Annotated in this window: 1 protein-coding gene; it reads left to right on the top strand. The window is 55.6% G+C overall.

Going from position 1 to position 1,222, the window contains the following annotated elements:
• The first annotated feature begins 71 nt into the window (after positions 1 to 71).
• Positions 72 to 1,192, top strand: a protein-coding gene (locus tag BS640_RS21805) for an IS3 family transposase (RefSeq protein WP_086005849.1) whose coding sequence is annotated in 2 segments (ribosomal slippage) — positions 72 to 330 and positions 330 to 1,192 — 1,122 coding nt in all. Because the reading frame shifts where the segments join, the coding sequence is not laid out codon by codon here.
• Positions 1,193 to 1,222 lie beyond the last annotated feature (30 nt).

Here is a 1,222-nt window from a genome sequence, read left to right as displayed (position 1 = left end):
TGACCTGCTCCCCGTTGATTAACACAGCGCGATGTTAGTAATGTCTTCATAAGCCACATGAGGACATCCCCATGAAGAAGCGTTTTTCCGACGAACAGATCATCAGTATTCTCCGCGAGGCCGAAGCCGGAGTTTCTGCCCGTGAGCTCTGCCGTAAGCACGCCATTTCCGACGCCACCTTTTACACCTGGCGTAAAAAGTATGGCGGTATGGAGGTGCCTGAGGTTAAGCGCCTGAAGTCGCTTGAAGAGGAGAACGCCCGCCTTAAGAAGCTGCTCGCCGAGGCCATGCTGGATAAGGAGGCGCTTCAGGTGGCTCTGGGGCGAAAGTACTGACGACAGACCAGAAGCGCGAAGCCGTGGTGTTGATATGTGATGCGACCGGTCTGTCGCAACGACGTGCCTGCAGACTTACAGGTTTGCCCCTGTCGACCTGCCGCTATGACGCTCAGCGTCCGGCGGCTGATGCCAATTTATCAGGGCGCATTACTGAACTGGCACTGGAGCGCAGGCGTTTTGGCTACCGCCGCATATGGCAGTTACTGCGCCGTGAAGGGCTTCTGGTTAATCACAAGCGCGTGTACCGCCTTTATCATCTGAACGGGCTGGGCGTTAAACGCAGACGTCGTCGTAAAGGGCTTGCAACAGAACGTCTGCCGCTGCTCCGCCCGGCGGCCCCCAATCTGACCTGGTCGATGGATTTCGTCATGGATGCGCTGGCTACCGGTCGCAGGATCAAGTGCCTTACCTGCGTCGATGACTTCACAAAGGAATGCCTGACGGTCACTGTTGCCTTCGGGATTTCAGGCGTGCAGGTCACGCGTATTCTGGACAGCATTGCGCTGTTTCGCGGCTATCCGGCTACGATAAGAACCGATCAGGGCCCGGAGTTTACCTGCCGCGCGCTCGATCAGTGGGCCTTTGAGCATGGAGTGGAGCTGCGACTTATCCAGCCCGGCAAGCCGACACAGAACGGATTTATTGAGAGTTTTAACGGACGCTTTCGCGATGAATGCCTGAATGAACACTGGTTCAGCGACGTCAATCATGCCAGGAAAACCATCAGCGAATGGCGTCAGGATTATAACGAATGTCGCCCGCACTCCACGCTGAATTATCAGACGCCGTCTGAATTTGCAGCGAGCTGGAGAAAGGGTAATTCTGAGAGTGAAGGTTCCGACATTACTAACTGACGGTTGTATCTAATCTCGGGGGCAGGTCAG

It is taken from the genome of Rouxiella badensis, assembly GCF_002093665.1.
In the GTDB taxonomy this organism is placed as follows: Bacteria; Pseudomonadota; Gammaproteobacteria; order Enterobacterales; family Enterobacteriaceae; genus Rouxiella; species Rouxiella badensis.
Note: the sequence above shows the minus strand (reverse complement) of the source record. Positions and strands in the feature narration are given on the sequence as shown.